We start from the raw sequence: 26,748 nt of genomic DNA on the forward strand, positions 1-26,748 counted from the left end.
TTGGCTGGCATACATTCTAACTAATGATCGCTTATCTTATATTTCTATTATACAATCTAGCTGCGTATCAGCTTATCTGGAATTTTGGGATAGGCAAGAAGCATGATATTCGATTCCGGTTGCACCGTCCGTGCTTGTTGGCTGTTGACTGTTGACTGTTGACTGTTGACTGTTGACTGTGACTCAAAAAAATGAAAATTGCGCGAGTTATTTCTTGGCAGCTTGAAAAGTTAAGCTGAAAAACTTAAGTTTTTACTTGCTGATCTTCAAGTAGCCTCGACGAACACACCGCTGCGAGCAAACTCCTCTTCTTCAGGAGTGAAGACAGGATCTTCATCCACAAGGTCAGGGTCAAAGTAGTATGTCTCTTGTAGGAAATGCCCCGTGACGATCGCCTCGTCCAACTCCTGGATGTAATCTTGGGTAACTAAGCATATCTCCTTGATGCCCTCCTCATCCCTCTTATCCAACAGCTTATGCAATATTGCTCTCACCCCTGTCAGTCGTGCTGCGGGCTTGAGGATACCGTAGAGGCGGTACATCCGATCGGTGGCAATGCTGATTTGTTTGAGGGCTTTGGCTCGTGCTAGCTCAGACTCAATGCTGGGCCAATAACGGGTGGTGTACAATGCTTCCTCATCCTTTTGATACCACTCTTCCGATCGCGCAATTGATGAGGAGACAGTGTTGTGCAACTTCCAGAAGAATAAGCGCAGGGACGGGCCATCTACTACGGTGGACAGCTTGGCCTCCATTGATACCTCAAAGCTATTCAGACGCGGGTCGCGCCCCAGCACGAGGTACTCCACAGGGTAAATTTCCACCTCTTTATTCTGCACGACGTAGGCGTTGAGGTGGTGGCGGCAGTAGGGGCAGGGATACATACTGGCAAACAGGTTGAAGAAGTGCTTGAAGATGGCCACCAGAGTTTTTTGCTGTTCTGGGGTCTTGGTAGAGACTATCTCAGCCGTAGTGTGCAAGAAACGCCACACCGCAGGGCCAATATAGTAAGGGAAACTGACCCGCATTTGTGAATTCTTTACTTCAGTGCGATCGATATACACATCGATGAACGCCACATATTGCGAGAGTTCACCAGACTCGCGCCCCGACTCTAAGCGTTCGCGCCGTTTCTGTATCCCATTGAGGTAGTGGTGCGTCAAGCGCCATGCCTGTTGAAGCATCAACTTCTGTTTTGGAGCGCATTTGGGAAAGTTTTCTGCAACATCCGCCCCATAGCGCCCAAATTCCCCTGACGTTTTAGTCGCTTCGTACCACTCGTTTAAAGCTGCTTCATCAGGCACCGTGTTGAAGGGAATGTCTGCTGCGGTAATGACGCTGAAGGCAGCCAGCAACTTCGGCATAAAGTCTTCATACCAATATGCTACTGGCATCATCGCACCATCTATTTGCTCTAATGCCTCCGACAGGATGACGCGGTTCCACTTCTTCAGGTACTCTGTGGGATCTCCCTCGGATTTGGCTGGTGGCGCTGCCATGCTCTCACTCAGCTCCAGGTTTCGCAGTCGGTTGAGTTCGTTGATGGCAAGCACACCCTCGGCAATGTCACGCAAGTTGAGACTATCCTTTTTGATGGTCATTGCCAACTCGACTGCCGCCCCAAACTTCTCCTTGGCGGTGGCCGACTTATCCCGCGCCTGCAACATGGCTTGTTCTTGGGCCAACATTTCAGGAGTTTTTTCTATGGTTTTCCAGTTCTTGATGCGATGCTCTAGTCGGGCATATTCATCTTCGATCGATTTAACTACTGCATCCAGTAGAGGGTTGCAGGCCGACTCTACTACACCCAATCCTTTATAAAGCGCGATCGTACTCCTGACAAATCGCACAAAATCAGCAATTTTGTATGGCAAGTCTCTCACGCACAGGTGAGTCTCGTGGTTGGCACAGAAACTCTCGCGGAAGCTGCGGTAGGCTGCTCCTTGGATCAGACGAAATAAACCAATCTGCATCTCCAAGCGGGACGTACCGCGCTTCTTCTCAGCTTGTGGGTGTTGGGCGAGTAGTTCTTTTAGCCGCGCTATTTCTCGATTGCAACCGGTGGGTGGTTCTTGTAGATCTTCTAGATTAGGTTCAATAGTGGGAGAAGCTGCCTCGTTGACAGGAGTGGCGATACTTTCGAGCGCAGCGGCTGTACTATCTGAAATCTCGGTTGTTTGTGTACTGACAACCGGAATCGGCGAGTCTCGATCTGCTGTTGCGATCTCTGGCTCATCGGGTATTAGTGTGCAGAATTCCTCAAAGTCAATTAAGGCATTGCCGTCATGGTCTGCCTCTTTGATGATCTCATCGAGCTCTGGCTCTGTCAGCCCAAACGGGCTCATCACATCCTGCATCTCGTTTTTAGTGATTTGACCGCTACCGTTTTCATCAAATACACTAAATGACATTTTGAGACGACTCTGGCGATCGCCTTGCTGGGACACCATCAGCATTTTGAATTCCTCAAAATCGATACTGCCCGACAAGTCTAGGTCCACTTCTTCGATCATGTCGCGCAGCTCGGTTTCATTAGGACTCTGGCCTAGCGATCGCATCACTTGACCGAGTTCTTCTGATGAAATAGCACCGCTCCCGTCCGCGTCCAATACTTTGAACACTTCCCATAACTTTGCCACCTCTTCTTCAGTCATGGTTTTTTTTTCAAACTCCACAGAGGTCATACTAAATTTTCCCAGATATTTTTATTTTATGTCTATTAATTATGGCCAATATAAGTAGGTAATCACAAAAAAACAATAATATTTTGTAAGTTTTTGTAGGGGTTGGTTTAGCCTAGAATATATACTAAGAGAGATGTGACAAGTGCAAAAACCGCGCTACCCTGTAATGTTTATTTGAACCCACTTACTTTAATGCCTGATGAATTACGCAACTGTTACCAATGATACTATAACGCTGCATAGTTCCCAGGGTTATCGCAATGACTGGGCCTTTTAGTGGGTAAATTAAATAGTTAGAAAGCCATCCGTATTTAAGTTTATCAAGAGTTTTTCTGGTTGACAGTGGAAAGTTGACTGTGAGTGGATAAACTCAAAATTGCGCTGATATATCGAAGATACATATGATTGCGACTTGACTCAACTTTGTAATTCCGATGAAGCGCGAATTTGAGCTGAAGCGGTTAGAGTGCGATCTAGGCTGAAGGGCGAGAGCCTTTTGCATCAGGATTTGAGTTAAAAGTAGACGCAATATTCGGTCAAAGTTGCGTTAAGTTAAATCATCTATGATAGCAATCCTATTTCATTTGTGAACAATTTGTATGCCCAGCACGCGATCGAGTTGAAGAGGGGTTTTTAACAAATTTCCCCCCTTCCCCTTCTAGTTAAAAATCCCTCAGTTGAGCAGTTTGAACCGGAACTTCTTTAATCTGGGCACCGCGGCGCACCTTCAGTTGCAGAATTTGACCGATTTTGCTGTTTTCCACCAAATTTTGCAACTGTTCGGGTTCAGTCACTGCCTCACCGTCAATTTGAACGATCACATCCCCCTTGCGAACGCCTGCTGTCTCAGCAGGCGTATTTGGCACAACTCGCATCACTAACACCCCTTTCACTTCCGGCACAATTAAAGGAGCATTGGGGTCAGAATTATTCTCTCTGGCCATTTCAGGAGTCAAAGCAATCATCTGAATCCCCAAAAACGGATGGCTGACTTTTTCTCCCTTGGCTAACTGCGCGTAGATGGCCTTGGCTTTGTCGATCGGAATCGCAAAACCAATACCCATTGCATCGGCTCGAATCGCCGTGTTGATGCCAATCACTTCTCCTCTGCTGTTTAACAGCGGGCCGCCGGAATTGCCGGGATTGATGGCGGCGTCGGTTTGAATGAAATCGAGGCGCTTGTCGGGAATGCCGACGGCTGCACTGGAGCGTTTGAGGGTGCTGATAATGCCCAAGGTGACGGTGTTGTCAAATCCCAGGGGGTTGCCCACGGCGATCGCCCAATCTCCCACTTTCACCGCGTCGGAATCTCCCAAGGTGGCAGTCGGTAAGTCGAATTGCTTAGTATTAATTTTGACAACAGCCAAATCTGTTACTTCGTCAGTACCTTGCACTTCTCCTGGAAATGTCCTGCCGTCGTTTAAGGTGACAGTCACTCGATCGGCTTTGTCAACTACGTGAGCGTTGGTTAAAACAATCCCGCTTTTGTCAATAATGAAGCCGGAACCTTGACCGCGCAATCGTTCTTGTCTGGGGGTCATGCTGCGTAAATCTTCTCCCAAAAATCTACGGAAGAAGGGGTCTTCCATTAAGGGGTCGAGGTTGCGACTGACAGTGCGCTCGGTATCAATGCGGACAACTGCCGGTCCGACTCGATCGACTGCAGCCGTCACAAAACTGCCGGTATCCCCCGGGAGTTCCGGACTCCGCAGCGCTAACAGTTGCGGATTCGCGGCGGTGGCGGGGGAACTCTGGAACTGTAAGTTGGGCGGATTGGTGCCATCAGCGGCGGCAGCGGGTGCAGCATTGATTGCTAACGCACTCAGGGCGATCGTCATTCCTAAAATTAGGGCGAACCAACGAGTACCGATTCGAGGTGTGGGGCGAAAAAACTTAAATAGTCGCATAGCGTCAATCTTTGTTAGTCTGGGTTAGTCTGGTAAAGGTGTGCGATCGTGTGGACTCAATAATCTGCCACTATGAAGATCCTAAATATATTTTGACAGTTACAATACATGAGTCACGAGCCCGCACCAACTCAACATATTCTGAATTCTAACTTTTAAATTTTCCCTCGTAACCCCAATGATTCTATCTGATACTTCTACCGACAAATCCTTGCCCTCAAATTCCCACCACCATCACGATGATAAATCAGTCCACCCTCACCATCACGATGAAGAATCGATGCGGCGGCTGGTAAATCGCTTGTCTCGGATTGAGGGACACGTCCGCGGCATTAAAACAATGGTGCAAGAAAACCGTCCTTGTCCGGAAGTTCTGGTGCAAGTTGCTGCGGTTCGAGGCGCGCTCGATCGCGTGGCGAGAATCATTCTTGACGAACATTTAACTGAGTGCATTGCCAGAGCCGCTAAAGAAGGCAATATCGATACGGAAATCGAAGAGTTAAAAGCGGCTTTGGATCGCTTTTTGCCTTAGCCCGTTCCAATTTTTACCTCCATATAACAAAACCTGCAAATTAGACAGAACTTGCAAGTGATGATTTCTGACCAATTTTTTGAGCATCTTTCACAAACGGGGGAAAAGCATCACATCTTCTCCCCTTCACCCCCATTGCCACAACATATTAATTTATATGCTCCGCAGTTTATGAGAGCGAGTTTTGTTAAAAAAGAATTAGTCAGATTTGTCGTGATGACGCAACTCCTCAAAATCTTCAAAGGCTGACTGCAAACAATTAGAGAACCCGTCATTAACCCGACGTGGTATGAAGTCTAGACTTTCGTCAGCTTGGCTTTGAGCTGGTATCTGACTGTTGCGTAAACCGCTTTATAGGAAGCTTCGATGCTGTATTCCTGCTGCAACCACTCTTGAATCTCTCCATAGCTTTTAAAGCCTTCCTGGGGGTCACTGAGGCGCATTGCCAAACTAGCGCGGGCCAGAGGAGGAATAGCCGGCTTACGGCCGCCGCTGTGCTTTGTTTCGAGGAGTCCTTCGAGTCCGTCAGAGCGGTACTTTCTTAGCCACCGCTGCACAGTTATTCGATTTACCCCGATCGTCATTGCCAATTCTTTAACTGTCTTAACGTGACAAATTTTGAACAGGTAAAGTGCTTGAATTTTTTGAAAGCCGCTTGCTGTTTTTTGTTCATTTAACAGGTTTTTTAGTTCTTCAATTGTCTCTGTGATGCTAAGTTTACATACTCCAGCCATATCAATTACCTCACAATTCGCGTTCTACAATACCTTTGTTTGACAAGGGAGCAAAAGCTGCTCCTCTCCTAAATGCTGACCTTTTGTTTGCCCTGAAGCAATACAAAAGCGTTCGTTCTCATTAAACTTTTTCCTTCCTGGAGGCACTCAGACACTCAGAAACCGGATTATTTTAACCTGGAGCAAGGGTGCAACGATTTTTTGGGGTAAAAAACCCGGTTTCTGGGTCACTTTTGTATTTGATGGACAAGCATCATTGCTAATACTGATAGCCGTTAACCGAGCGACTGTAACATTAGCGGCAATAGGTAACTCTTAAGGAATACCATTTATTCTCTTATTCTTAAACATCTATCATGGTTTTCCTGGTATTTATTGGTATTTTTTGCGAACGTATGGGCGATTTTTAGTCATTAGGTGCTAGCAAACAAGCGAATGTCTGTACACCAGCGATCGCATTTTTATACAGAGATTCCCCTAGTCCCCGAAGTGCATTTTTGGCTTTCGCTGTGCGAAAAATCCTTAGATATCAGCACTCTTATCGGTCAGAGCGGGTAGCGCCGAGTGACGTTGCAACCGATTTTCACAGCAAGCGGGCAAGTGTCTGTGAAACTACTGACTTTATCGCCAATTGAGTAAAACACGACGAGGGTGGCATTGTCAATTTCTCAGCATTACAGTATAAGTATCGGCTATTTTTGCCCGCCTGCTGTGATCGAGAGCGGAGTTTCTATGTGATGCTACTAACATTGTTTTGTGATCTTGGTCACACTACTACTCAGTAAGATTAACTACCCATAAAAAGTTATGGCTTGGATCAGAGTTTCCACGTAGAATCTTTGGGATTTAGTTAGGAAGTGCGATCGAACTTGTTGTTAAAATTTTAAAAAATTAATTTTTAACCAAAGGGAAAAGAGAATGCAGCTTTGTCCTTCACCCTCACCAAACCATCTAATTTATACTCAAACCTTGCAGATTGAGGGAAGTTTCAGGCTGGGTGTGAATATTTCAGAATCTAAAATAGCAGAACATCCGGTGCAACCAGCTTGCTGACAGTATTCTTCATTTAAAAGGTGTAGAGAAGCCACAATGAACGTTGACGAACTGCTCAAGCTATACGCAATAGGAGAAAGAAATTTTAGCGGGGTCTACCTGCACGAGGTCTACCTCTACGAAGCAGAATTGATTGGAGCCAATCTGTATGAAGCCGACCTGATTGGAGCCAATCTCAGCAAAGCGAAACTCAACAGAGTCAACTTTGGCAAAGCAAATTTGTGCAAGATTAATTTGAGCAAAGCAGACTTAGGTGGAGCCGACCTCACAGAAGCACTTTTAGTTGAAGCTAACCTGCATCGAGCTGAGTTGATGGGAGCCAATCTCAGCAAAGCAGACTTGAGCGGAGCTTCCCTGATCCAAGCAACTTTAATTGGAGCCAACATATCTCGGGCAACACTCAGCCGTGCAGACTTGCACGGAGTAAATTTTTACGGAGTAAACTTGCGTAGGGCGGTGCTCACAGAATGCGATTTAATTGGGGCAAACTTGAGTAAAGTAGACCTTAGCGGAGCCGACTTAATGGGGGCGAGTCTAATTAGGGCAGACTTGACTGAAGCGATTTTAAGTGCGTCAGACTTAAGCGGAGCAAACCTGTTGGGAGCAAACCTTACAAAAGTTAACCTGAGCGGAGTATATCTTAAGGGTACAACGATGCCCGACGGCACGATTCACGACTAATTTATTTGTTAATTTTTATGGTTGCCGAGAACAGCGGCTAAAGGGTAATGAGTAATTCATTACCCTAATTTATTGGCAGCGAAATCTTTATTTGACACTAAGGTAAGGGGGATAACTTCAATGTAGGGTGCTGATGGCGCACAGAACTCCTACATACGGCAAGTCAAAAGATTTGTTGGGTGAACTTGTGTTATGGTGATTTTCAATTGCTTCGATAAAAGCTATTTTAGATTTAATATTTTGGATTTTGGACGGTTAAAATGAAACTCAGAATCCTCGCTGCTGCAACGTTACTGAGCGCGATCGCCCCGATCGCTCCTGCACCCGCCGAGAACATCCAACACACGCAACAATTACTAGCCACCCGACAGTGCCCCAACTGCGACCTCACCAGTGCTGGCTTGGTTTTAGCCAACTTAACCGGAGCCAATCTCAAAGGTGCGGACTTGAGGTTGGCTAACCTCAGTCGAGCCAACCTCACGGGGGCTGACCTCAGCGGTGCCAACCTCAGCGGCACCAGCCTGTTTGGCGTCAACCTGACAGGGGCTAACCTCAGCGGTGCCAACCTCAGCGGTGCTGACTTGAGAAGTGCCTATCTCAGCGACGCCAATTTGCTCAACGCCAATTTAACTAACGCGCAACTGCTCGGAGTTAGAGGAATGCCAACCAATATTGGCACCGCTGAAGACTTCTACCGGTTGGGAGTGCTGGAAGCTCAAGCAGGAAACTACAGAAACGCCATTGATTATTACAATCAAGCCCTGAATCTGAAATCGGATTTAGCAGCCGTTTATTTTGCGCGCAGTATGTCTCGCGCTGACTTGGGAGACTTCGGCGGCGCGGCTCAAGACGCCGATCGAGCTAAGGAACTCTTTGCAGCTCAAGGAAATCCCCAAGGTCAGGAGTTGTCAAAGCAGTTAGCCGAAGCCATTGTTGCGCGCCAAAAGCCAACGGAACCCCGCACGGGCGGCGGTGGCAACTTTATGAGTCTTCTGGGTTCGATCGGTTCTGTGCTGGTGAAGCTAATCTTGCCTTGACGGTTGCCTAATTCAGGGGAATCTCGATCCAGAACTCTGTACCATGACCGGGTACAGAAACACACTTAAGTACGCCTTGGTGTTTCTCAACTACAATTTGGTAACTGATAGACAGTCCTAAACCCGTGCCCCGACCGACGGGTTTAGTAGTAAAAAACGGATTAAATATGTGAGAAATTAACTCTTTGGGGATGCCGTGACCATTGTCGGCAATGCTAATTCCTACCGTTTTTTCATCGATTAATTGGGTGCGAATCCGAATGCAAGGGGATGGGAAATCAGGAATCAAACACTCGGTGGTTGCCTTTATATCTCCTGACTCGATAGCCAGTTTTTGGGAGCTTAAATGTGTCGCCTCTGCACTTGCCGCCTTAAAGGGAAGATTCATAACTCCGTCTTTTTTTCCCATTTCTAGAGCGTCAAGGGCATTACCGATCAGATTCATAAATACCTGATTGAGCGAGCTGGCATAGCATTCTACTAAGGGCAAATTGCCATATTCTTTAATGATTTCTACGGTGTTGTGATCAGAATTGGCTTTGATCCGGTGCTGCAAAATCAACAGGGTACTGTCGATGCCCTCGTGAATGTTAACGGCTTTTTTCTCGGCTTGATCGCTTCGGGAAAAATTACGCAAAGATACAACTAACTGGCGGATGCGCTCAACTCCGACTGTCATGGAACCCAAAATTTTTGGCAAATCTTCGGCAAGAAATTCGATGTCGATTGCTTCGGAACACTCGTTAATTTGTGGGTTGGGATTGGGGTAGTGCTGGCGGTAGAGTTCCACCAAGCAGAGCAAATCTTTGGTGTATTCGCTGGCGTGGGACAGATTGCCGTAGATAAAGTTAACGGGGTTATTGATTTCGTGGGCGACTCCGGCCAGCAGTTGTCCGAGACTGGACATTTTTTCGGTTTGAATCAGTTGGGCTTGGGTATTGTGCAGTTCTGTGACGGTTTTAGCTAGCTGTTCGGCTTTTAATCGATCGGCAGTTGCTGCATTGAGACTTTCTTGATAAAGTTCTGCTTGGTGAATGGCGATCGCAGCTTGAGCCGCTAAATGTTGCACCAATTCCTGTTCTGCTGTTTGCCAAACTCTCGGCCCCGAACACTCATGGGCAATCAGCAACCCCCACAATTGGGAATCTTTGCCTCTCATGGGCACAATTAAACTTCCTCTCACCTGCAACTCTTCCAAAAAATCGCGGTGACAGGGTGTTAATTCCTCAGTATAAATATCATTAATTGCTCGCACCCGTCCGGCTCGATAAAAGCAGTCTGAGCCTTCGGGAAAGCATCCTTCTGGAGCTGTGATACCTAAAATGGACGGCCACTGGCCGCAAACAGCTTCGACAACTACCTCGCCCTGTTTGTCTGCTGCAAATTGGTAGATTACCGTGCGATCGGTATCCAACAAAACTCTGACTTCTCGCACAATAGTTTGCAGTATGATTTTTAAATCTAAGGTGCTGCGAATCTGGTCTCTAACTCGCGTCAATACTCTGGCAAAGTCCAAGGATTTTTGCAATTGGGCGGTGCGTTCTTGAACTTGGCGCTCCAAGTTGGCATTCAGGGTCTGCACTTCTTTATAAAGAACGTACTGCCCAATTGCCGAACAAAATTGGCTGCCTATAGCTAAAGCTTGTTCAATTTCCTCGTACTTCCACTCGGGCGACTGACCTTTTTTTATTTCTCGCCAGAGTTCAAAGGATTGTCTGGGAAGGGTTTGTGCAGCGCTGGTGTCAAAGCGCCCAGCCCACATTTTTTCGGTATCAATTGCATTGCGAAAAATGGTCAAACAGCCGACTACTTGTTGTTTGTAGTGGAGGGGAATTACCAGCAAACCCCGAATTTGAGTAGCTTGGAAAGCGGGAACTAAAACTCTAAATAGAGGTTCTTTGTATAAGTCTGTAATTATCGAAACTGGGAATTGAGAATTAGTAAAAATTGGAAATTTGGGAAGTTCTTCGGTATTTTTGAATCCTTTGCTTAGCCATTCCTGCCAGAGGGGATGAGCTTCGATCGCCTTAACTTTTTCCCAGTTGGGAAGTGTCGGTTGTTCTCCTGTGGTGAACAGTTCAAAGGTAGCATCACTGTGGGCCGGGGCAATTGGCAATCCTCCTTCAATCTGGGGAGCGGATAACTTTTCACCGTTGATTTTCGGCTGGTTGAGATAGAGTCTGCCACCGCTGCCACCCAAAGCGGTGACGGTGGCTTCTAAACCCTGTTGCAGTTGAATGTTTACGTGACCATATAACAGGGCTGCTATGCGACTTACGGTAGCTTCGCGGGCCGCTTGAGAGCGGGTTTGCTGGAGGAGGAGCGCGTGGGCTATAGCGCTAGACAATTGATCTGATACGAGCTGAACTACTTCTAAATCTGCTGGTGAAATATTGAGGGGTGCGGAATGGTGAGACACTAAAAGTCCCCACAGTTCGATGTGAATTTTTTGATTATTTCCTGGCTCGTATCGAGTCAGACACGTCGCCGCCTCGCAGATATCTGTTTTGCTGTTTTCCGACGCGATCCTGCGGTGCAAAATCGGCACGACTAAGGAAGATTGCACTCCCATTGCCATCAGGTAAGCGGTGTGGCAAGGATCGAGCGATCTGTAGTGCATCTCTTCCTTTACTAAAGGTTGACCGGTGTCTGCAGCATCGAGGGGACTCAGGACGATCGTCCCTGAGTTAACATCTATTATTGTCCGCTGGCGCAAAGTGACATACATCTCCCTGGCGCTCGCGGGAATGTCGTCTGCTGGAAAGTGCAGTCCTTTCAAGGAAGGGAGACAGTTGTTATTAATTGACTCAGCAACAACTTCTCCACTGCCGTCAGCACTAAACCTGTAAATCATAATGCGATCTGTTTTCAAAAAAGACCGCACTTCTGCTACCGTACTGGTTAAAATATCTTCTAATTCTAGAGATTGGCGAATGCGTTCTGTTATCCGCCGTATCAAAACTTCTCTGTCTAGTTTATAATGTAATTCTTGCGTATTTTCTCTGAGCTGCATAAATCTCCTTTTGTACTTATACAATAATAAGAAGTTTTGATGTGCGGTTGGAACGTTCAAACTCAAATACATTACCCGGAATTTTTGACTAAACCGATCTGTACAATTAATCGGTCGCGCACTTGTCAGAGACGACGGTGTATCGCCTCGGCTGGGCTGGGGTAAGTAAAATCTGAGATCGCGCCAGTTTAATCTTTGCCTTCAACAGGCAGAGCGACTTAAGCACATAATAATTATTATTTTAATGCTCTTATAAATTTCTCGCAATCTTAAACTCTCACTATGAGAATTCTTCATTGTTAGGATAACTTGACATTTGTTGTATAACTTCATATAATGATAATTAACGAAAGAATTTGAGTTTCTATCAGCGCGCAAGGCGCTGACTAATTTCTTGGCGCACGCTCATCAGAATTTTACCCAAATGATTTTGACCGGTGCGATCGCAGCCACACCCCCAGTAGTAATCCGTTGGCGAATCCTCGACAATGACTCGATCCCCTGTGGCGAGGAGAATAGCTTGAATGTCTGTATGAGCGAGAAACTTAGTTAAAACTGCTTCGCGCATAATTGGAATTTTCACGGCTTCCCAATCAGCGCGAATCCGGTGGTTCGGATCGCGACCTAATTTGGCTGCTTCCTGCGGAGTTGCTACAGATCGAATCGCCGCCACTAATCTTTCATCAGCGCTGACAAATTTCTGGGCTTGATAGTAATGTTCCACAGTCAACCAATCTTGACCGTGCAGGCTAATGTCGTGTAGTGAAAAATTAGAAAAGCAGCCGTAAGGCTCCTCTACTTTATAAAAATAAATTATCATTAGATTGGAGATTTTATATTTTACAGGAGGATGTAGGTAGAATGTAATTATTTAAGTTGTTCCTGAAGCGCCTTACCGCGCTCTTAGTAACGTGTCAAACTACTTTTTGCCTCCCCGAGTATTTGAGATTGCTCGTATAAACACCGCGGGGCTTGTATTGAAAACTCCTCGCAGCGACTTTATTTAAAATAGCAGTTACGCTTTTAAACCCAGTTTATTGGAAAAAAGCGGGTTGGGCAAGGAAAAATCTAGGAATCACCTGGATTTCTGAGGAATAATGCGTAATTCCTATTTTTAAATTAACGATTAAGAATTGGAAATGAAGAATAAGCCATGGGGATTTAACAATATGCGTTATTCCCTCGGACTTCCTTCTAAAAGGGCATCAGCTTGTTAAAAGCGCGGTTAGCGATATCGGCATAACGCAGTTCGCAACACAAAATTTTGCTCATCAACTGAGTAGTCATCGGTAATTTGACGCCCGCTCTATAAGCAGCTCCTGTAAACTGATAGAATGCCCTAGCCAAGCGCTCGGCCCAAACCATATCAGTTCCCCATTCTTGGGCGATCGATTGAGTGTACTGCTCTAGGGCGTCGTCGGCACCTCCAAGAGCTCGATAGATCGCCTCAGCGGCCTTAAATCCGCTGAATATGGCAGGTCTAATTCCCTCACCGGACAGGGGGTCGGCGAGACAGGCTGCGTCCCCTGCAAGCAGGGCATTTTGCGAGTGCAATTTACGATCGCCACCCCACAGACTCAGGGGGTGTTCCCGCACATTGCTGACACTAACATCCGCACCGCACTTAGTTGCGTAATCGGCCAAAATTTTCTTGATATCTTTTGGTTTGTCACCACGCATCGCAGCAATACTCAAAGAGTAGCCGTCAGCTTTGGGAAAGCTCCAGATAAAACCTTTTTTTATAGTACCAAAATCGAAATTGATGGCGTTGCCCTTGATTGAGCGAGTTTCTAAACTTGCGCTCAAACAAAGTTTTGGTTCTTTCAATCCTAGCCACTTAGTCATCGGCCCGCCGGCACCGTCAGCAGCAATCAAATAGCGGCCCGAAACTGGTTCTGAGTTAGTTTTAACTTCCCAAACATAATTTTTAAACTCAATTCCTTTAACTTCTGTAGAGTGTCTAAGTTCCGCGCCAGTTTTTTGAGCTTGTTTAATTAAAAAATCGTCAAATACATCTCGCTGTACCATCCACATTGGTGAACCTATAGCAACTTCCACCGGGTCTCCCATTTTCCAGGTGTAGCTAATTTTGTTAGCTTTCAGAGAAATAGCTGGCGTCAGGTCAAAATCGAGCCATTGGGCGATCGCAGGAGTCACGCCGCCACCACAAGGTTTATTGCGGGGCAAAGATGCTTTTTCTACTACCAAAACAGAACGTCCCTGCTTTGCCAGGTGATAAGCTGCTGTGCTGCCGGCGGGCCCTGCACCGACAATAATGCAATCAAACATTTTGGGTAATGGGTAATTGGTAATGAGTGATTGGTCATGGGGCAGGAGGAATTGGTAACTTATGATTGTTAAATTTTGAATTTTTAACTAACTCACAACTCAAAAATCATTAAGCGTCTGCGGGTTGTTAGCGCCCGTATCTGAGCAATCTCAAAACTCTTCCTATTCCCCCTGCCCAATTTCCCATTCCCTAAACAGTCGTGATATCTTTCTCTTTCGCTGCCAGAACTTCTTCTATTTTGGCAATGTACTTGTCCGTCAGCTTTTGAATTTTATCTTGCAAGTCCCGCGATTCATCTTTAGAGATATCGCTGCTTTTTTCCTGCTTGCGAATCGAGTCAACGGCATCGCGGCGGATATTGCGAATTGCAACTTTACCTTCTTCAGCAAACTTACTGGCCATTTTGACAAATTCTTGGCGTCTGTCGCTAGTCAGCGGCGGAATGTTCAAGCGAATAACTGAACCGTCGTTGTTAGGCACGAGTCCTACATCTGACAGGGAAATCGCTTTTTCGATCGAGTTGAGCGCTGTGCGATCGAACGGTTGAATGGTGATCGTAGTCGCATCCGGGGTGCCGATATTGGCAAGGGATTTGATCGGAGTTGGAGAACCGTAGTAATCTACCATGACTCGATCGAGGAGGGAGGCGTTAGCCCGTCCCGTCCGAATAGTATTAAAAGACCGTTGAGTAGCCTCAACTGCCTTTTGCATATGATCTTCTGCGTCAGCTAACTTCACAAAAACCTCCGACAAGAGTTCCAATAGATTCTCCCATTACAGCTCGGTAGATGTTGCCCGACACCGAGAGGTCAAATACCATAATAGGAATATTATTTTCTTTGCAAAGGGCGATCGCGGTACTGTCCATCACCCGCAAATCTTGATTCAAGACGTGGGCATAGGTGAGGGTTTGATACCTGCGCGCGTTGGGGTTGAGGTGGGGGTCGGAATCGTACACCCCATCTACCTTAGTAGCTTTAAAAATGACCTCTGCATCAATTTCAGCCGCCCGCAAAGCGGCTGTAGTATCAGTAGTAAAAAAAGGGTTGCCAGAACCGGCACCAAAAATCACTACTCGTTTTTTTTCTAGGTGGCGAATCGCCCGCCGCCGGATGTAGGGTTCAGCTACTTCTTGCATAGCGATCGCCGATTGCACCCTCGTTGGCACTCCTGCTTGTTCAAGGGCATCCTGCAAAGTGATAGCATTCATCACCGTAGCAATCATGCCCACATAATCTGCCGTTGCCCGATCCATCCCTGCCGAAGCCGCTTTCACCCCGCGAAAAATGTTGCCGCCACCGACAACAATCGCGATTTGAATCCCTTGGGACACGACTTTTGCCACTTCCTGGGCGATCGACTGAACGACTACCGGATCGATGCCGTAGCCCAAGCTGCCCATCAGCGCTTCACCGCTGAGCTTCAGCAAAACTCGCTGATAAACCATCCCCATGTCGCCACTATTTTTTTACTCTTTTTGCCTTCACCATAAGATAGCAGCATGGGTGCATTTTGAACATCAATTACCCAGAACAGACCCAAAAGCCTGTTCCAGAACACTTGACTGAGAACGGCTGACTAAATTTAATCCTTGGGAACGAAATTAAGAGCAGCAGAATTCATGCAGTAACGCTGACCGGTAGGTTTCGGCCCGTCGTTAAATACGTGACCGAGATGAGCGTCGCAAACAGCGCACAGTACCTCTGTTCGGCGCATGAACAAGGTGTTATCCGACTCGCACTTGACATTTTCTTCGCTAACGGGAGCATAGAAACTCGGCCAACCGGTACCGGAATCGAACTTTGTTTCTGATTTAAATAGCTCTGTGCCGCAGCAAATGCAATTATAAATTCCGGGCTTTTTGTTGTCGTGATACTCGCCGCTAAAAGCTCTTTCTGTCCCCTTTTTTCGGGCGACTTTAAACTGTTCGGGCGTTAGTTGCTGTTGCCATTCTGCGTCGGTTTTTTGAACTTTTTGAGTCATGATTGGATGTTTGGTTAAGATGTATTTAGCTGTTGAGTGTTGACGGTTAACGGTTGAGTGTTGACAGTTAACGGTATATTCCTAGTTAACTCAGCCTTCCATTAATATTAACCTAATTGGCTCGATATGAACATACCAGGGAAAATAATTGTCCTTAATACCCCTCCACTTTTCCTTGAAAACTTCGGCTTGCAAGTGATAATCTTGGGAATCATTGGGAGGCGAGTTCAATTTGAGATATAATGTCACCCGGTGCGGAGTTTCCACAGTCGAGGCGATCCAACAAGGAAAAGTATTTTCACGATCGCACCCGCTAACAAAACTCAGTTGATGAGCCCGAATTCCCACAGAAACTAGAGATTTGGGAATTGGTTCGACTACCGTCAGAGTACAGCCCCAGTCGATCGCCTCCACGAGAGTTTCTGCGATCTGTTTAGCTGCTGAGAAATTCTTGCAGCCAGTCAACTGGGCGACAGTGAAATTGCCAGGGCGATCGAAAATGTTCTCTTTGGTATCAAAGGCGATCGGTCTTCCCTCGGCCAACACCAACAGATTTTTGCACACCCGGTAAACTTCCTCTAAATTGTGGCTGACAAACAAAGTAATTCCCCGATAATTAGCCAGAGTCTGCATTAACTCGCGTTCAAGTTGACTGCGTAAGTGAGTATCCAAAGCAGAAAACGGTTCGTCTAACAGCAGCAAATCGGGATTCGGGGCGATCGCCCTTGCCAAAGCCACCCGCTGCTGTTGGCCGCCCGAAAGTTCGTGCGGGTAGCGGTTTTCCAGTCCCGACATTTGCACCGAAATTAGCTGTTCTTTTACCCGAAGTTTTTGCTCGCTTTCAGATAAATGCTGCAAGCCAAAGGCAATATTTTGAGCAACACTCAGGTGAGGAAATAAAGCATAGTTTTGAAACAAAAAACCGATGCGGCGGTCTTTAGAAGGTACATTAATGCCCTGTGCTGAGTCAAATAAAACCTTGCCATTGACTGCAATTTTACCGCTGCTGGGAGTTTCCAAACCAGCGATGCAGCGCAGAGTCATGCTTTTGCCGGAACCCGACGCGCCCAAAATTCCCAGCACTTCCGGGCTGATATCGAAGGCGACATCCAAGGCAAAGCTGGAGAGAGGTTTAAAAATGCTTAAACAAAGTCCGCTTTTCGGTTGTTTTTTTTGAGATTTTGTAGGAAAAGTAGACGCGAATTTAGAAAGATTTGATTGCAGTCTTTGGCTCGAATTTGGTTTGGGCGATATCCTTTGTAAATTCGTCCAAAAATTAACAGCAGTTAGCACGCTCAAAGAAAGACTAAGAATAATCAAAACCCAAATAGCAGCTTGCCTCATATCCCCTGCTTCCACAGCAAAATAAATTGCCATCGGGATAGTTTGAGTTTGTCCGGGAATATTCCCCGCTAACATCAACGTCGCGCCGAATTCACCCAAAGCGCGGGCAAATGCGAGAATAGTTCCTGCTAAAATTCCCGGCCATGCTAGCGGTAACATAATCCGCCAAAAAACTTGCCACTCCGATGCTCCCAAAGTGCGGGCTGCATTGAGAAGATTGGCATCAATTTGCTCAAAAGCTCCCAAAGCAGTTTTATACATGAGGGGAAATGATACAACAGTGGCAGTAATGGCGGCGGCTTGCCAAGTGAAAATTATAGTTAAGTCGAATTCTAGCAAGAATTGACCGATCGCCCCATTTCTCCCAAACAGCAGCAGCAGCAAAAACCCCACTACTGTCGGCGGCAAAACTAAGGGAGAAATGAAAATCCCTTCAATCAAAGCTTTAGCTCTGATGCGAGTTGAAACCATCCACCGAGCAGCGCCTATTCCCATAAAAAAGGTAATAAATGTCGCAATAGCCGAGGCTTTTAGAGATATCCAGAGCGGAGAAAAATCAAATTCCATCTATAAATACATCCGCGTTAATCAGCGCTTATCTGCTATCATCAGCGGTAAAAAATCCATAATTAATTAATTATCGAACTATGCCAAATCCGTATTGCTGAAATACTATTTTAGCTCGATCGCCCGCTAAAAACTCAACAAACGCTTTAGCCACAGCGGGATTGCGGCTGTTTCTGATAACTGCCAGCGGATAAACAATCGGCGAGTGCAAATTTTCGGCAGCCGTTAGTCGCACAGTTACTTTGTTGGATGCTTTGGCATCAGTCGTGTAAACTATACCAGCATCAACGTTACCGCTTTCTACAAAAGTCAGAACTTGGCGGACGTTATTTCCTAGCACTAATTTTGGTAATACTTGCTGCCACAATCCCAGCTTACTTAGCATTTCCTGAGCGTATTGTCCGACAGGTACGCTCTTGGGTTCGCCGATCGCAATTTTCTTAATTCTGGCCTCTGTCAACTGTTTAAAATCGCTCAAAACCACGCCATTTTTAGGAGTAATCAAAACCAGGCGATTTGTCAGCAAATTCCGGCGCGTGCCGTCAAGCAGCAAATTAGCTTGCTGCAAAGCATCCATTTGTTTGGTAGCGGCGATCAAGAATACATCTACCGGGGCTCCTTGCTGAATTTGCTGCTCTAGAGCACCGGAAGCACCAAAATTATAAGTAATAGTAACATTGGGATTGCTGCCTTGATAAACAGTCTTGATTTCTGCTAAGGCTGGCGACAGACTGATAGCAGCCGATACATTTAAAGACGTGCGCTGTGGCGTCGCAACTGGAGAAACACTCTGAAATAAGTTGCAACTACTCAGCAGTGCTAGCGCCGCGATGGCTGCGAAAATCAAATTGAGAATGCGTGTATTTTTTAAGTTCACCGAAAAGAGTTTTGATTTTTAATTTTGAGTTACTCCGAAACCAATATAAAACTATCTTCTTCTCTTTCTTGCTTCGCGATCTTCGCGTCTTCGCGGTTCGTTAAAAGAACTTAGGCACGACTTAAAGCGATAAGGTGCGCAGTGCGCACCCTAAATAATTAGTCCAGGATTGTTAATTTAAAACCTCCCTATTATCGCCACTTGATAGAACAGCCTTGAGCCTCTGTACTCGAAGGCTCCACGGGTTCGCTTTTGAGCAATTGGTCGATCGCACTCCGCAGATAAGACACCCCCACCGCCGCCGGATCGTCGGCGTTGTCATCAATTAAACCTTTATAGCGCAATCTGCCGTCTTGGTCTAACAAAAAAACCTCCGGCGTTTTAGAAGCCCCAAAACTTTCAGCCACATCTTGAGCAACATCTCGGATGTAGGGGAAGTTGAGTTGATTGTTGGCTGCAAAAATTTTCATGTTCTCAAAACTATCGTCGGGATACTGGTTTGGATCGTTTGCATTAATCCCGATCAAAGTAACATCTCGATCTTGAAAATCTGCTTGAAGTTCTTTCATACGATTGAGATACAAATGCACGTAAGGGCAATGATTGCACATAAATATCACCGCAATCGCCCGAAATTTTTCTAAATATCGAGATAAATGGTGAACGTCTTCGTCAATTCCCGGCAGTTCAAAATCGGGAGCGTAGCCGTTAATGGGAGTTCCGGTTGTTTCCATTAGTAAACTCATTTTTTGAGGAGGTGAAGAGCAGTTTTGCAAACATGAAAGATGAAACTGTCAGTGCGAATAAAATTGGCTGTTTTTTGCTTTAGCTTAATTTTAGCCTTGCCAACAGCCTATTTTGATTTGTACTTCGCGATTTATCCCTCGTCTGACTTTAGCCAACCTTGAGCCAGAGCTTGATATCCAATAAGTTTGTATGCTAATTTGGCAGCGGTAAATTCTGAGACTACAGAATCTACAACAGGTGCTAATTCCATAATGTCACACCCGATTACTTCGTAGGACTCGAAGATGCGCCGCAAAAATCCGGTGAGGGAATACCAATTTAACCCGCCCGGTTCGGGCGTGCCCACCCCTGGAATTAAAGTCGGATCGATGCCGTCTAAGTCTATAGTCAAAAATACTCGCCCCGTTGTGATGCTAGCAATTGCCCGATCGGCCCAATCCGGTTGAGTAGCGATTTCCCTAGCTCGAATCACGTTTAGCTGTTTTGCTTTAATCAAGTCGGCTTCTTCCTTGCAGATAGCGCGAATCCCAATTTGCAGTGTGGGTAAGCCCATATCTACAACACGTCGCATCACGCAGGCGTGGTTGTGAATCGAGCCTTCGTACTCGTGCCGCAAGTCGCCGTGGGCGTCGATTTGCACGACTGTGAAAGGTTCATCCGGGTATGCTTGGCGATAACCTTCGACAACGCCAGCAGTGATGCTGTGTTCGCCTCCGAGGGAGATCACAAATTTATTTTCGGTAACTAGCTGGTAGACTGCTGCTTGGGTGACTTGCAGCATTTCTGAGGATGAAACTGGTTGCCTGTTGCGAGTATCGGCGATCGGCTCTTTTGTATAAATTCCGACATCATAGCAAACTTCGGAATCTAGTTCTTCGTCGTAGCACTCGAGTTGATGAGAAGCTTCTAGAAGTTTCGCCGGCCCGTTTTCGCACCCCCGGCGGTAAGTGGTGGTAGCTTCGTAGGGAATTGGCAAGATTACTACTTTGGCGGTGTCGTAGTCTGGTACAATTTCTGACCCCAGAAACGGTACGACAGCAGTGGAAACGATCGTTGGCATAAGGGAAATTTTAATACAGCAAAGAAGTCAGCAGGTTTAATCGTGACATAATATCGGCTCTAACTGCAAAGTCAGAAGGAAGAAGGAAGAAGGAAGAGAAATGAACCGCAGAGAGCGCTGAGGACGCTGAGGGAAGAGGGAAGAGAGTTTGGGATTTATGTCCTAGCGCTTGCCTCGAATTGCGATACGGTTTGTAGTAATGACTTGAGTCCTTTGCAGCCTTGGATTCATCTAAAATCTAAAATCTAAAATCTAAAATCTAAAATCGCATGACATCTTCTACTCCCACTTCGTCAACTGCTGTTGCACCTCAAACTTGGCTGTGGAAAGGCTTTCCGATTTGCTACCAGGCTGCGGGTTCCCAGGGGCCTGCGGTGGTGTTTGTCCACGGTTTTGGTGCGTCTTGGGGCCACTGGCGCAAGAATTTGCCGGCGCTGGCGGCTGATTGTCGCTGTTATGCGATCGACCTCATCGGTTTTGGCGGTTCTGCTAAACCCGCGCCCAAACTTGAAATTGACTATACTTTTGAAACTTGGGGACAGCTAATTGCTGATTTTTGTCGGGAAGTTGCGGGCGGGCCGGCTTTTTTGGTGGGAAATTCGATCGGCTGCGTGGCAATTATGCAAGCCGCTGTGGATTTTCCCGATATTGCTTCTGGCGTAATTTTACTCAATTGTTCCCTGCGGTTGCTGCACGATCGCAAACGCGCCGAATTGCCTTGGTATCGCAGTTTTGGAGCCCCAATTGCACAAAAAGTTTTAAATGTCAAGTGGATAAGTCAATTATTTTTTAAACAATTAGCAACGCCAAAAACAGTAAAAAAAGTGCTTTTGCAAGCTTATCGCCGTCCTGAAGCTGTCAGCGACGAACTGGTAAATATGCTGCTGGAACCTGCGAAAGACAGCGGCGCCGTCGAAGTATTTGTGGCTTTTATCAGTTATTCTCAAGGCCCGCTACCGGAGGATTTGTTGCCACTTTTAAGCTGTCCGGCTTTGATTTTGTGGGGTACGGACGACCCTTGGGAGCCGATCGCATTGGGGCGAGAATTGGCAAAGTTTCCGGCTGTTGAAAAGTTTATTCCTTTGGAGGGAGTGGGACACTGCCCGCAAGATGAAGCGCCGGAATTGGTCAATCCTATTTTACTTGATTGGATTAAAGGGCGATCGGCGTTTGCAGAAAATTAGTGCTTTTGCTCTTTTGATTCCGGAAGAATTAGATGATTGAACCGCGAAGACGCGAAGGACACGAAGGAAGAAGTAGGAAGAATAAATTAGGACACGGCAGTGCCGTGTCCTCGGTATGATAAGGAGTGCAGCCGGAATTGATATTACACAAACAGGAAACTATCAGGAGTAAAGCCGCCTTGAATTACAGCAATTTGGTCAGATGTACCAGCCAAATTGATGGAATTACCAACAATATTGTAGTCAGAGAGACTCCCACGTAGCTGAATGCGATCGATTCCCTGCTGAAAATCTTGAATCGATGCAAATCCTGTTCCACTATAGTATGTCTTGGTGGCATCACCGAGAACAAAAACATCTCTACCTCGACCGCCAATCAGCACATCGGTTTCATTGCTTCCCGGTGTAGCACTTGATGGATTGACTCCAATCAGGGTATCATTGCCGCGCAAACCTGAAAGTGTATCGTTACCATCTCCTCCTACTAAAGAATTGTTTTGGATGTTCCCGGTAAGGACATCTACATTCGGAGTTCCTGTGACATTAACGAAATTCTCTACCGTCAAATTCAGAGTGCCGATACCGGGTAAATTGTTAACCGCCAAACGATTCTGCGACAAATCCACATTAATAGAAGCTGTGCCGCTACCTGTAGAAGCATCGATGGTATTACTCTGTCCTAAAGGAGCAATTATTTGTTCTATATTTTGCAGGGTATCTGTACCTGCTGCGCCTTTATCTACAATACCTTTAGCCTCAATGGTAACGCCGCTGCCCAGGGAAAGATAGCTAATTGTATCTGTGCCTGCTCCTCCAGTTATGGTATCTGTGCCGCTACTGCCTAGGATAAAGTTATCTAAACTATCTCCGGTAATATTGTCGTTTCCTGCTGTGGTGGTAATACTGTTAGCTGGCGGAGGGGGTGGAGTTGGGTTTTGGGGAGGTAAAGCAGAATTCGTAAGTTGTGCGCCCTGGTTTTGAGGAGGAGGATTGCCACCCGGTGCGCCTTGATTTTGGGGAGGAATATTGCCGATTTCCCCCTGGTTTTGAGGAGGAATATTGCCGATTCCCCCCTGGTTTTGAGGAGGAGTATTGCCAATTTCGCCCTGGTTTTGGGGAGGTTGGTTGCCCGCTGCGCCTTGATTTTGAGGGGGATTGCCCGATGCGCCTTGGTTTTCGGGAGGATTGGCAGGTGCGCCTTGATTTTGGGGAGGTTGGTTGCCCGCTGCGCCTTGGTTTTGAGGAGGTGGATTGCCCAATGCGCCTTGGTTTTGGGGAGGTTGGTTGCCCGGTGCGCCTTGATTTTGGGGAGGTTGGTTGCCCGGTGCGCCTTGATTTTGGGGAGGTTGGTTGCCCGGTGCGCCTTGGTTTTGAGGAGGTGGATTGCCCAGTGCGCCTTGGTTTTGGGGAGGTTGGTTGCCCGCTGCGCCTTGGTTTTGGGGAGGTTGGTTGCCCGCTGCGCCTTGATTTTGGGGAGGTTGGTTGCCCGGTGTGCCTTGATTTTGGGGAGGTTGGTTGCCCGGTGCGCCTTGATTTTGGGGAGGTTGGTTGCCCGCTGCGCCTTGGTTTTGAGGAGGTGGATTGCCCAGTGCGCCTTGGTTTTGGGGAGGTTGGTTGCCCGGTGCGCCTTGATTTTGAGGAGGTTGGTTGCCCGGTGCGCCTTGATTTTGGGGAGGTTGGTTACCCGGTGCGCCTTGATTTTGAGGAGGTTGGTTGCCCGGTGCGCCTTGATTTTGGGGAGGTTGGTTGCCCGGTGCATTGATTGAATTAGGAAATAGTGCTGGCATGATGTAATTACCTGGATTAGTTTTCTAAGTTTGAATCTGTTGTCAGGCTAAAGAAATGAATTCTCAATCTGCCTTTGATTTAGTCTCTTCACTCATTAAGTTGCTTGAATATGACATTTATCCCTGTCCTAGGATTACAGTTTTGTAATGTGGAGAAATTAGCGTTTTTCCGAATTTTGAGGTACATTACGATCGCCCGGTGGACGCGGTGGAATGCCCAGAATTTTAATCAACTCTGCTTCGGTGACTCCCAACTTTTTCGCTGCACCGGGAATATCTAAACGAGGATGGGGCGGTGGGCTGGGCGGGCGATTATTTTCACTTGGTGGTTCCGGCGGTTTGGCGGGTAGGCCCAAAGCTTCGATTAACTCGGCTTCGCTGACTCCTAATTGTTTGGCAGCAGCAGCAAAATCTATACGGGGCGGATGTCTGCGCTCTTGATTGGGTTCGGGCTGGCTCTGGGCTAGTACAGTATTAGAATTAGCTGTAGTTTGATCGGAGAAAGTCAAGCTGCTAAATCCCAGCAGCAAGGCTGTAGCAGGTAATGCAAGCAGTGAAGTAATTTTCATGATAGTTACGATCGCCAATCCAAAAATGTTTATAACTACATCAAATTCCCAAAACATTACCTGCAACAGTGCGGATGGATTACAGTTTTGTAATTTAAGTAAATCCCTGATGGCCGTATAATCACAACCGAATAGGTAAATCTATGAATGTTCTATACGTTGAAGATGAAGAAAAAATCGCCAATTTTGTTTGTATGGGCTTGAAAGAACAAGGTTTTGTGGTCGATTATTGCGATAATGGCAACGATGGCTATGGGCGGGCGATGGATAATGAGTACGATGCGATCGTGCTTGATATTGTTTTGCCGGGAAAAGACGGATTATCTATTCTCAAACATCTGCGAAAGGCTGGACGCAACGTACCCGTGATTTTATTAACGGCTCGCAATGAACTCGACGATCGCATTGAAGGGTTACATCTCGGTGCTGATGACTATTTGGCTAAACCGTTTTTTGTTGAGGAGTTAGTTGCTCGGATTTATGCTGTAGTGCGGCGTGCTTCGGGGGGTGGGCAAAATATTCTGAGCGTTGGCCCAGTTAAGCTCGATCGCATTTTGCGAGAAGTTACTTGCGATCGCCATGCGGTAGAACTTACAAGCCGCGAGTTTAATCTGTTGGAATATCTAATGCGATCGCCGGGTAGGGTACTCACCCGCACGCAAATCCTCGAACATATCTGGGGTTATGATTTTAATCCGAATACGAATGTCGTAGATGTATGTATTCAACGCATTCGCAAGAAAATTGAACCGATTGGCGGTACAGGATGGGTTGAGAGCGTGCGCGGTGTTGGCTATCGGTTTCGCAAACCAGATTCTCCCTCGTGAAAATGCAATCTTTTCGCTTTCGCATTGCTCTATCATCTGCTGTTCTAGCAAGTATTGCTTTAATTGGCTTTAGTATTGTTTCGTGGTGGTTGATTTACGATGCTAAGGTCAAGCGTCTTGATGCTGAAATCAAGAATCAGTTAATCCAATCTACCCGCCCGCAATCGACCCAATGGGATGTTTATAATGATTCTTTGCCATCAGTTTTGGGCATGAATGATGGGGAAACAACCGTGGCTTTGTTGGTGACTGATAGAGATGGTAATTTGCTCTACCGATCGAGTCAGTGGCAAGATGGAATTGATGCCAATTCACTATGGCGAGCGCTGCCCCAACCCCCTCCCGATCCTACCAGAATACCTTTTCAATTAGAACCTCCCCCTCCACCACCTCCACCATATCCACCACCTCCCGATCGACAACCTCCTGATCGACCCGATTCATTTTCACCGAGAGAAAGAAGACCCCCGCGCGATCGACCTCCTCAATTCGATCGACCTGATTTTCCTGGAGTTTTCAAAGCTAAACTAGCAACCCAGCGTACTAGGATGGCAGTTTGGCGCGTGGGCGCGATTCATTCTCCTCAGACTCAAATAGCGATCGCTGTTAATTTACAAGCGATCGATCGGGAAATGGCATCGATTCGCAATATCTTTCTAATTTCTATTCCCCTAGTGCTTTTACTCGTTGCCGGTGGAGCGTGGGTGATATCGCGGAGTATTCTATATCCAATTGGGCGACTCACGATGGCAATTCGCAATGTCACCGTACAAGGGCTAGATCGGCGCGTTCCTGTCGGCTCAACGGATATAGAGTTTGTAGAATTAATTTTTGTGTTCAATCAGATGTTAGAACGTCTGGAGCGAAGTTTTAAACAAGCTTCTCGTTTTAGTGGAGATGCTGCCCACGAATTAAAGACTCCGCTGGCAATTTTGCAAGGGGAACTAGAACGGGCTTTGCATCAAGTTGAATCAGGTTCTGAGGTGCAGCAAACCCTGAGCAATTTATTGGATGAAGTACGCCGTTTGAGTGAAATTACCCGTAAACTTCTATTACTTTCCCTAGCCGATGCCGGACGTATGGGTTTACATTTGGTTGAGGTGAATATGTCGGCTTTGCTATCGGAAATTGCCGAAGATATGGAACTGCTAGCGCCGCATTTAGATGTGCAAATGACCATTGCTCCCAATTTATATATCAAGGGCGATCGCGATTTGCTGGTGCAGGTTGTGCAAAATCTGGTTGGTAATGCGATTAAATATAATTTGCCAGAGGGTTGGCTCAGGTTACAGGCTAACTGTCAGGGAAAAAGAGTAATTGTGAAAATTGTCAATAGTTCTCAGGATATTTCTTTGAGCGAGCGCGATCGCATTTTTGAGCGTTTCCATCGCGGTGACTCGACTCAGATCCAAAAAATAGAAGGATCGGGATTGGGGCTAAGTTTAGCAAGGGAAATCGCACGGGCCCACGGCGGCGATATCAAACTAGATGCTGCAATACTTGGTCAAACAGGGTTTATACTGAGTTTACCTGTGGGCGATCGCCATTAACCTTATAGCAGTGAAGCAGCTTTGCTAAGACTTTGGCTAATTCTGATTTTAACATTAATAGCTCCCTAGTCAATCATAGGGCTGTTTAGGATTAATGATCTTGCTGATAAGTACAGCAACATACCATTACAAAGATGCCAAAGAAAATGGGTGCCGATGGAAAAGTAAGGACAAATTGCCTGATCGAGAGTTCGGAATAAAAGGGCTAACAGGAATACCCCCGATGCTGCTAATAGAACAAATGGCTCATACCAATTTTATGTGAAGTTGCATATAATAGAGAGATAGCTTGTATGGTGCGTTTATGAGTCGTAGTTTAAAA

Annotated in this window: 22 protein-coding genes; 7 read left to right on the forward strand and 15 right to left on the reverse strand. The window is 46.5% G+C overall.

The genetic code is table 11. From position 1 onward, the window contains the following. Nucleotides 1-266: 266 nt before the first annotated feature. Together QUA04_RS21060 and QUA04_RS21065 are read right to left on the reverse strand one after the other, a co-directional pair. A complete protein-coding gene (locus tag QUA04_RS21060) occupies nucleotides 267-2,654 on the reverse strand; it encodes an EF-hand domain-containing protein (protein WP_333260217.1) in 2,388 nt (795 codons plus the stop codon). Between the two features lie 692 nt (nucleotides 2,655-3,346). Then, on the reverse strand, nucleotides 3,347-4,591 hold the full coding sequence (locus QUA04_RS21065) for an HhoA/HhoB/HtrA family serine endopeptidase (protein WP_333260220.1): 1,245 nt from the start codon (nucleotides 4,589-4,591) through the stop codon (nucleotides 3,347-3,349). Nucleotides 4,592-4,769: 178 nt separating this feature from the next. Here QUA04_RS21065 and QUA04_RS21070 point away from each other — a divergent pair, with 178 nt between their 5' ends. After that, the gene (locus QUA04_RS21070; RefSeq protein WP_006632109.1) at nucleotides 4,770-5,123 is read left to right on the forward strand and encodes a metal-sensing transcriptional repressor; all 354 of its coding nucleotides are present in this window, start codon (nucleotides 4,770-4,772) and stop codon (nucleotides 5,121-5,123) included. Between the two features lie 296 nt (nucleotides 5,124-5,419). On the opposite strand, the gene QUA04_RS21075 is transcribed toward QUA04_RS21070, so the two are convergent. After that, on the reverse strand, nucleotides 5,420-5,857 hold the full coding sequence (locus QUA04_RS21075) for a helix-turn-helix domain-containing protein (protein WP_333260223.1): 438 nt from the start codon (nucleotides 5,855-5,857) through the stop codon (nucleotides 5,420-5,422). 435 nt (nucleotides 5,858-6,292) lie between these two features. Between QUA04_RS21075 and QUA04_RS21080 the strand changes: the two genes are divergently transcribed. From QUA04_RS21080 to QUA04_RS21090, 3 genes are all read left to right on the forward strand, one after another. Further along, entirely contained in the window at nucleotides 6,293-6,415 is a 123-nt protein-coding gene (locus tag QUA04_RS21080; protein WP_333260226.1) for a hypothetical protein, read from the forward strand. Between the two features lie 531 nt (nucleotides 6,416-6,946). Beyond that, nucleotides 6,947-7,591, forward strand: a complete 645-nt coding sequence (locus QUA04_RS21085; protein ID WP_333260229.1) for a pentapeptide repeat-containing protein — start codon at nucleotides 6,947-6,949, stop codon at nucleotides 7,589-7,591. A 260-nt stretch (nucleotides 7,592-7,851) separates the two neighbouring features. After that, nucleotides 7,852-8,628, forward strand: a complete 777-nt coding sequence (locus tag QUA04_RS21090) for a pentapeptide repeat-containing protein (protein WP_333260232.1) — start codon at nucleotides 7,852-7,854, stop codon at nucleotides 8,626-8,628. 7 nt (nucleotides 8,629-8,635) lie between these two features. Here the strand turns inward: QUA04_RS21090 and QUA04_RS21095 are convergent, their stop codons facing one another. From QUA04_RS21095 to speB, 10 genes are all read right to left on the reverse strand, one after another. Then, a complete protein-coding gene (locus QUA04_RS21095; protein WP_333260234.1) occupies nucleotides 8,636-11,641 on the reverse strand; it encodes a GAF domain-containing protein in 3,006 nt (1,001 codons plus the stop codon). Nucleotides 11,642-12,008: 367 nt separating this feature from the next. Next, nucleotides 12,009-12,461 carry an NADAR family protein gene (locus QUA04_RS21100; RefSeq protein ID WP_333260237.1) on the reverse strand — a complete coding sequence of 151 codons (453 nt, stop codon included), beginning with the start codon at nucleotides 12,459-12,461 and terminating at the stop codon, nucleotides 12,009-12,011. Between the two features lie 374 nt (nucleotides 12,462-12,835). Beyond that, nucleotides 12,836-13,930 carry a geranylgeranyl reductase family protein gene (locus QUA04_RS21105; RefSeq protein WP_333260240.1) on the reverse strand — a complete coding sequence of 365 codons (1,095 nt, stop codon included), beginning with the start codon at nucleotides 13,928-13,930 and terminating at the stop codon, nucleotides 12,836-12,838. Nucleotides 13,931-14,120: 190 nt separating this feature from the next. After that, on the reverse strand, nucleotides 14,121-14,669 hold the full coding sequence (gene frr / locus QUA04_RS21110) for a ribosome recycling factor (protein WP_006632096.1): 549 nt from the start codon (nucleotides 14,667-14,669) through the stop codon (nucleotides 14,121-14,123). Then, a complete protein-coding gene (gene pyrH / locus QUA04_RS21115) occupies nucleotides 14,656-15,384 on the reverse strand; it encodes a UMP kinase (RefSeq protein WP_071884014.1) in 729 nt (242 codons plus the stop codon). The genes frr and pyrH overlap by 14 nt, the downstream gene beginning before the upstream one ends. Nucleotides 15,385-15,515: 131 nt before the next feature. Next, nucleotides 15,516-15,914 (reverse strand): peptide-methionine (R)-S-oxide reductase MsrB, encoded by a 399-nt coding sequence (msrB, locus tag QUA04_RS21120; protein WP_333260245.1) that lies wholly within the window; start codon nucleotides 15,912-15,914, stop codon nucleotides 15,516-15,518. Between the two features lie 90 nt (nucleotides 15,915-16,004). Continuing rightward, a complete protein-coding gene (gene modB, locus QUA04_RS21125) occupies nucleotides 16,005-17,825 on the reverse strand; it encodes a molybdate ABC transporter permease subunit (RefSeq protein WP_333260249.1) in 1,821 nt (606 codons plus the stop codon). A gap of 70 nt (nucleotides 17,826-17,895) precedes the next feature. Then, nucleotides 17,896-18,702, reverse strand: a complete 807-nt coding sequence (modA, locus tag QUA04_RS21130) for a molybdate ABC transporter substrate-binding protein (protein WP_333260252.1) — start codon at nucleotides 18,700-18,702, stop codon at nucleotides 17,896-17,898. Nucleotides 18,703-18,893: 191 nt separating this feature from the next. Then, complete coding sequence (locus QUA04_RS21135; protein WP_333260255.1) at nucleotides 18,894-19,448, reverse strand: thioredoxin family protein; 555 nt, start codon at nucleotides 19,446-19,448, stop codon at nucleotides 18,894-18,896. Nucleotides 19,449-19,579: 131 nt separating this feature from the next. Beyond that, entirely contained in the window at nucleotides 19,580-20,509 is a 930-nt protein-coding gene (gene speB, locus QUA04_RS21140) for an agmatinase (protein ID WP_333260258.1), read from the reverse strand. Nucleotides 20,510-20,778: 269 nt separating this feature from the next. Between speB and QUA04_RS21145 the strand changes: the two genes are divergently transcribed. Continuing rightward, nucleotides 20,779-21,693 (forward strand): alpha/beta fold hydrolase, encoded by a 915-nt coding sequence (locus tag QUA04_RS21145; RefSeq protein WP_333260261.1) that lies wholly within the window; start codon nucleotides 20,779-20,781, stop codon nucleotides 21,691-21,693. Nucleotides 21,694-21,836: 143 nt separating this feature from the next. Here the strand turns inward: QUA04_RS21145 and QUA04_RS21150 are convergent, their stop codons facing one another. Together QUA04_RS21150 and QUA04_RS21155 are read right to left on the reverse strand one after the other, a co-directional pair. After that, nucleotides 21,837-23,480 carry a M10 family metallopeptidase C-terminal domain-containing protein gene (locus QUA04_RS21150; protein WP_333260264.1) on the reverse strand — a complete coding sequence of 548 codons (1,644 nt, stop codon included), beginning with the start codon at nucleotides 23,478-23,480 and terminating at the stop codon, nucleotides 21,837-21,839. Nucleotides 23,481-23,638: 158 nt separating this feature from the next. Then, nucleotides 23,639-24,049, reverse strand: coding sequence for a hypothetical protein (locus QUA04_RS21155; protein ID WP_333260267.1), 411 nt, complete (start codon nucleotides 24,047-24,049; stop codon nucleotides 23,639-23,641). 143 nt (nucleotides 24,050-24,192) lie between these two features. On the opposite strand from QUA04_RS21155, the gene QUA04_RS21160 reads away from it, so the two are divergent. Both QUA04_RS21160 and QUA04_RS21165 read left to right on the forward strand, forming a co-directional pair. Further along, nucleotides 24,193-24,876, forward strand: coding sequence for a response regulator transcription factor (locus QUA04_RS21160; protein WP_333034626.1), 684 nt, complete (start codon nucleotides 24,193-24,195; stop codon nucleotides 24,874-24,876). A 2-nt stretch (nucleotides 24,877-24,878) separates the two neighbouring features. Further along, a complete protein-coding gene (locus QUA04_RS21165; protein WP_333260269.1) occupies nucleotides 24,879-26,426 on the forward strand; it encodes an ATP-binding protein in 1,548 nt (515 codons plus the stop codon). Nucleotides 26,427-26,748: the final 322 nt, after the last annotated feature.

This window comes from Microcoleus sp. S13_C5 (assembly GCF_036700845.1).
GTDB lineage: Bacteria > Cyanobacteriota > Cyanobacteriia > Cyanobacteriales > Microcoleaceae > Microcoleus.